The organism is Sphingobacteriales bacterium (assembly GCA_012517435.1).
In the GTDB taxonomy this organism is placed as follows: Bacteria; Bacteroidota; Bacteroidia; order CAILMK01; family JAAYUY01; genus JAAYUY01.
In genome coordinates this window covers 1-4,936 of sequence record JAAYUY010000095.1, presented here as the reverse complement: position 1 = coordinate 4,936, position 4,936 = coordinate 1, and the positions used below count along the sequence as shown (strand labels likewise).

General features: G+C 39.5%; 5 protein-coding genes. 3 read left to right on the top strand and 2 right to left on the bottom strand.

Annotated elements, in window-relative coordinates; all coding sequences use genetic code 11:
• Positions 1 to 631: hypothetical protein (locus tag GX437_05775; GenBank protein NLJ07160.1), on the top strand; the 631-nt coding region annotated here is incomplete at its 5' end.
• A 1-nt stretch (position 632) separates the two neighbouring features.
• On the top strand, positions 633 to 1,943 hold the full coding sequence (locus GX437_05770; protein NLJ07159.1) for a hypothetical protein: 1,311 nt from the start codon (positions 633 to 635) through the stop codon (positions 1,941 to 1,943).
• Positions 1,944 to 2,027: 84 nt separating this feature from the next.
• Here the strand turns inward: GX437_05770 and GX437_05765 are convergent, their stop codons facing one another.
• Positions 2,028 to 2,204 (bottom strand): histone H1, encoded by a 177-nt coding sequence (locus tag GX437_05765; protein ID NLJ07158.1) that lies wholly within the window; start codon positions 2,202 to 2,204, stop codon positions 2,028 to 2,030.
• Positions 2,205 to 2,234: 30 nt separating this feature from the next.
• Positions 2,235 to 3,485 carry an aminotransferase class I/II-fold pyridoxal phosphate-dependent enzyme gene (locus GX437_05760; GenBank protein NLJ07157.1) on the bottom strand — a complete coding sequence of 417 codons (1,251 nt, stop codon included), beginning with the start codon at positions 3,483 to 3,485 and terminating at the stop codon, positions 2,235 to 2,237.
• A 480-nt stretch (positions 3,486 to 3,965) separates the two neighbouring features.
• On the opposite strand from GX437_05760, the gene GX437_05755 reads away from it, so the two are divergent.
• Positions 3,966 to 4,790 carry a class I SAM-dependent methyltransferase gene (locus GX437_05755; GenBank protein NLJ07156.1) on the top strand — a complete coding sequence of 275 codons (825 nt, stop codon included), beginning with the start codon at positions 3,966 to 3,968 and terminating at the stop codon, positions 4,788 to 4,790.
• The last annotated feature ends 146 nt before the right edge of the window (positions 4,791 to 4,936 follow it).

Genomic DNA, 4,936 nt, shown 5'->3' with positions numbered 1-4,936 from the left:
TCCTTATCATAATCTGGGATTAATTCTTCCCGACCTGCTGGGCATTTACAGCCGTCATTTTAAGATTTATGATCCTGATAATCACGTGGTTGATTCTTTCGAAAGCCGGCAACTGATGGCCGGTATCCTCAAACACTTTGAACTGGATTCTATCTTTCACCAGTCGGAGTTTTTTTTAAAACACACCACGCTTATACGCTATTCTCTGGAAGAGCTCGAAATAACGTTTCTGGCCTCCAAACAACATTTTCTGGCACATATCCTCCTCGAACTCATCATTGACAAAGTAATCATTCAGCGGGAGAGTCAGATTCTCGAAAATTTTTACAATGACCTTGACCACATTGACCAAATTAAAGTGAAAGCCTTTATCAAAGGGAAAGATGAGCAGTTTGTCAACGGGTTTTTTGAATTTTTTGAAAGGTTCAGGACAAAAAGATACCTCTATAGCTATACTTCTGAAGATGCAGTCATTTTTCTGATGAATAAAGTACTCGAGCGTATCAACCTGAGTATTTTTAATCATGAGGCCGATTTGATGAAGATCAGACAGTGTATCATTCGTTCCTCGCAAAATATTGAAAATGATTATGATGATCTGAAAGCAATCCGTGAAAACGAAAACTTCTGAGATGAAACTGACAGAACTTTTACGCAACAGAATGAACCTGAGGGTCTTCAGCCTTCAGATTGTTCAGATTGTCAGGACAGGTTCTGTTTTTTTGGTTTCTGTTTTTCTTGCCAATATTTATAAAGATACTTTTATCATCAGTCAGTATGAGACCCTTTCGCTGGTGGGCACCGGTCTTACATTTTTCTGGGTATCGGGACTGATGACCACTTTTCTGCCATTTTATTACAACCAGCCCGGCAGGGAAAAGCCAATCATTTTTAATACTTTTATATCCCTGAATCTCATTTCGCTGCTTTCTTCCCTTCTCATCATTCTGACAGGTATGATTTTCTTTAAAAGCATGTCGCTTCCCTTGTTCATTGTTTTTGCTATTTATATTTTATTTAATTCTCCTGCCTTTCTCACTGAATATTTTTATCTGATCAAAGAAAGGAAAACGGAACTGATTGTTTATGCTATAGCAGCCTTTACCTTGCAAACCATCGCTTTTTGCTTGCCTTTGTATCTGGGAGCCAGTCTGCTGGATGCACTTGTTTTTCTGGCAGGGTTCACCTTTCTGCGGTTTGTTTTTCTTGTGTATCTGCTTCGTCATTATCTTTCATTCAAAGAATTTGACAGGGAAATATTTCTTCTTCACCTGAAACGCTCGTCTCCCATAATGCTGAGCCTGCTGGTAGGGGGAAGTACTGAAATTGTTAACGGTTTTATTGTACGTAAATTTGCCAGCTCACACGATTTTGCCCTTTTTCGGTATGGAGCAAGAGAATTTCCGATTACCCGCTTGCTGGCCAATTCTTTAAGTATTGTTTTAAGCGGTGAAATATCGGCTGCATTGATTAAGAACCAGCTAACCCCTGTTCTGAATGACCTGAAAAAAGGCTCTCTCCGTCTGATGCATTTCCTTTTTCCACTTACCGTTATTTTGCTGATTGTCAGCCCTTATTTGTATAAGTTGTTATACACGGATGTTTTTTATGATTCCTATAAAATCTTCAATGTCTATCTTTTGCTGACAGTCAGCAGGTTGATATTCCCTCAGACCATCCTGATGGGCATGCAGAAAAACAACCGTATCCTCGAAGCCAGTGTGGTTGAATTTATTTTGAATTTAACGTTAGGGATAGTATTGATCAATCTTTTCGGTATTTACGGAATTCCTTTTGCCACCCTCGCAGCTTATTATGTCAACCAGCTTTTGCTGATGATAGTAGTCGCGAGGAATGGGATAAAAATAAGCAGCTATGTCCCGTGGCAGTGGCTACTGTTTTATACTGTCATTTCCTGGGTGGTGTTTATTATCATGCTATAACTATAAAAAAAAGACGGCTCAAACATCGCTGGCCGTCTTTCTTAGAGTTGTAAATCAGTTTTCAAAAAAAGGAACTGAGGTTTTTTAGTCCTCGTTTTTCATTCCCTGAATTTCTGATCTGATTTCCTGGGCAAGGACTTTCAGGTTTTGCATACCTTTTCTGACGCGGGTTCCTGCTGCCTTATTGCCTTTTTCATAGAATTTGTGAAAATCTGTTTCAAGAGAAAGAAGCATTTCTCTCAATTGTGCATACCTGTTCATAATTCAACATTTATAAAGTTAATAAAAAAATTATCGTTTGATTAAATCCAATGCAAGGTTTTCGTTGTCGTAAACTTTGTTTTTCAGTTTTTCGGCTACTTCAGAAAATGCATTCAGGGTTTTTTCAATGTCTTCGTCTGTGTGCTCGCTGCTGGTAACAATACGGATGATGATTTCACCCTTGGGAATGACCGGATACAGCACTACTGAGCAGAAAATGTCGTAGTTTTCTCTCAGGTCGATGATCAGGTTACCTGCTTCATTGACGCTTCCTTTCAGATAAACCGGAGTAACACAGGAGTTTGTTTTACCAATGTCGAAACCTCTGGCTTTCAGTCCTTCCTGAAGTTTGTTGACATTTTTCCAGAGCTTATCTTTCAGTTCTGTGCTTCTTTTGATGATTTCGAGGCGTTTGAGGTCACCAATGACCAGTGGCAGTGGCAACGACTTGGCATAGGTCTGTGAACGCATGTTGTAACGAAGATGGGTAATAATATACCTGTGGCTGGCTACAAAAGCTCCTATACTGGCCATGGCTTTGGCAAAAGTGGCAAAATAAATATCCACTCCATCGGCTACGCCCTGATGAACGTGTGTACCTTCACCTCTGGGTCCCATTACACCAAAACCATGAGCGTCATCGATAAAGAGCCTGAATTTATATTTTTTCTTGAGTTCAACAATTTCCTTGATTTTTCCCTGATCTCCCGACATACCGTAAACTCCTTCAGTTACCACGAGGATTCCTCCCTGAGGAGAAAGCTGCTGGGTGGCATGCTGGAGTTGTTTTTCAAGGCTTTCCATATCATTGTGACGGTAGGCAAAACGTTTTCCGATATGCAAGCGTGCTCCGTCCACAATGCAGGCATGGGCTTCGGCATCATATACAAGGATATCGTGACGGTCTAACAGCGCATCGAGAATAGAGATAACTCCCTGATATCCATAGTTTAGTAAGAAGGCATCTTCTTTTCTGACAAATTCTGCCAGTTCTTTTTCAAGTTGCTGATGATATTTGGTATCTCCCGACATCATGCGGGCACCCATGGGAGTAGCCAGACCGAATTGTTTGGAGGCTTCGGCATCGGCAGCTCTTACTTCGGGGTGATTGGCAAGGCCAAGATAATTGTTTAAACTCCATACAATTTTTTCTTTCCCCCTGAATTTCATGCGGTTGGAGATTTCCCCTTCCAGTTCGGGGAACATAAAATATCCGTGAGCAAAGTCGGAAAACTGACCTAAAGGTCCCGGACGTTTGGTGATTTTTTCAAAAATGTCCATTTTCTTTGAATAAAATTGTTTTTTAAAGCCTCGCAAAAATATTTGTCTCAGTCATTCCTGCAAGTACTTTTTTTAAAATATTTTTCTCATTTTGTGGATGATTTCTTTTGCAATTCTCATGAAAAAATAGTAAATGCAGTTTTCAGTTGAACTTTTATTTATTTTACCCATGAATTAAAATAATTAGTAAAAATTTGTAATATTCATCTATAAATCAATGAATTAGGTTTTATTGCCTGAAAATACCTTTTTTCTGATTACAACAATTAGCAGGAAATAAAAAACTGCGTAGAATCAATATTTTTCTTTGTTTTAAGGATCTTTTTCAGCCTGATTTATCCACAACGAATCTGGGAAAGAGGCCTGATTTTTTATGAACATTGAAAGTTTTAATAAATTTTTCGGCAGGAATTAACTTATTTTGCTCTGAATTTTTTAATCATATGAGAGAAAAAACAGGGCTAATTACTTACACTTAGTATGAAAAAGGAAGCTGAGAAAATTGTTGCCGATTTTTACAACACCATCGGTTGGGACGCTGAAAATGATATTACGGGCGATGCCCTGAAATATGAAGATTTAAGGAAATATGCCCAAGAATATGTAGTAAAATGCCGTCAACGGGTCAACCGCTATTTACCTGAAAGAGGGGAGAACTTGCTCGACATGGCTTCAGGTCCTGTTCAGTTTCCTGAATATCTCGACTATTCCCGAAATTTTACCAAAAGGTGGTGTGTGGATCTGTCGCAGAAGGCGCTCGATAAAGCAAAAGAAAAAATCGGGGATCATGGTGTGTTTTTATGTGGTAGTTTTTTCGATATTGATCTCCCCGAAAATTTCTTCGATTGTTCCCTGAGTGTGCATACCATTTATCACATGGATAAAAACAGGCAGGCCGAAGCGGTTCGTAAACTGATAAAAGTTACCCGCCCGGGCAGTCCGGTGGTGATTGTTTACAGCAATCCTGCAGCATGGGGAAGATATTTGTATGCTCCTGTCAGCCTGATCAAAAAAGGATTGCGGTTTTTCAGAAAAATCATCAAATCCCCGGCATATACAGAAGAGCTTTATTTTTATGCCCACCCTTTGAAATGGTGGAAACAATTCAGGGATGAGGCTGAAATCAGTATGTTCCCTTGGCGGTCGTTTACCAATCAGCAACAAAAACTGTTTTTCCCCAACAACAGGGTAGGGCGTTGGTTGTTTTCGAAACTTTATCAGCTGGAGGAAAAATACCCGGATTTTTTCGTCAGGCATTTCCAATATCCGATAGTGGTGTTGAAAAAGAAAGAAGTACCATCATGATATTCAGTGAAGTCCATCAGGGAGATGAAGTAGATTTACCTGTCTGCAGAATTATTATACACTATATTACTTAACAAAGTCAGCAGGCAGGGAAAATCTGCAAAGCTGAACACGGAATTCATAAGCTTAATACTGCATTCCGTCAG

Bases quoted from the DNA above. Each gene is read 5' to 3' on its own strand.
- GX437_05770 (NLJ07159.1), top strand. From the start codon at position 633: ATGAAACTGACAGAACTTTTACGCAACAGAATGAACCTGAGGGTCTTC.
- GX437_05760 (NLJ07157.1), bottom strand. From the start codon at position 3,485: ATGGACATTTTTGAAAAAATCACCAAACGTCCGGGACCTTTAGGTCAG.
- GX437_05765 (NLJ07158.1), bottom strand. From the start codon at position 2,204: ATGAACAGGTATGCACAATTGAGAGAAATGCTTCTTTCTCTTGAAACA.
- GX437_05755 (NLJ07156.1), top strand. From the start codon at position 3,966: ATGAAAAAGGAAGCTGAGAAAATTGTTGCCGATTTTTACAACACCATC.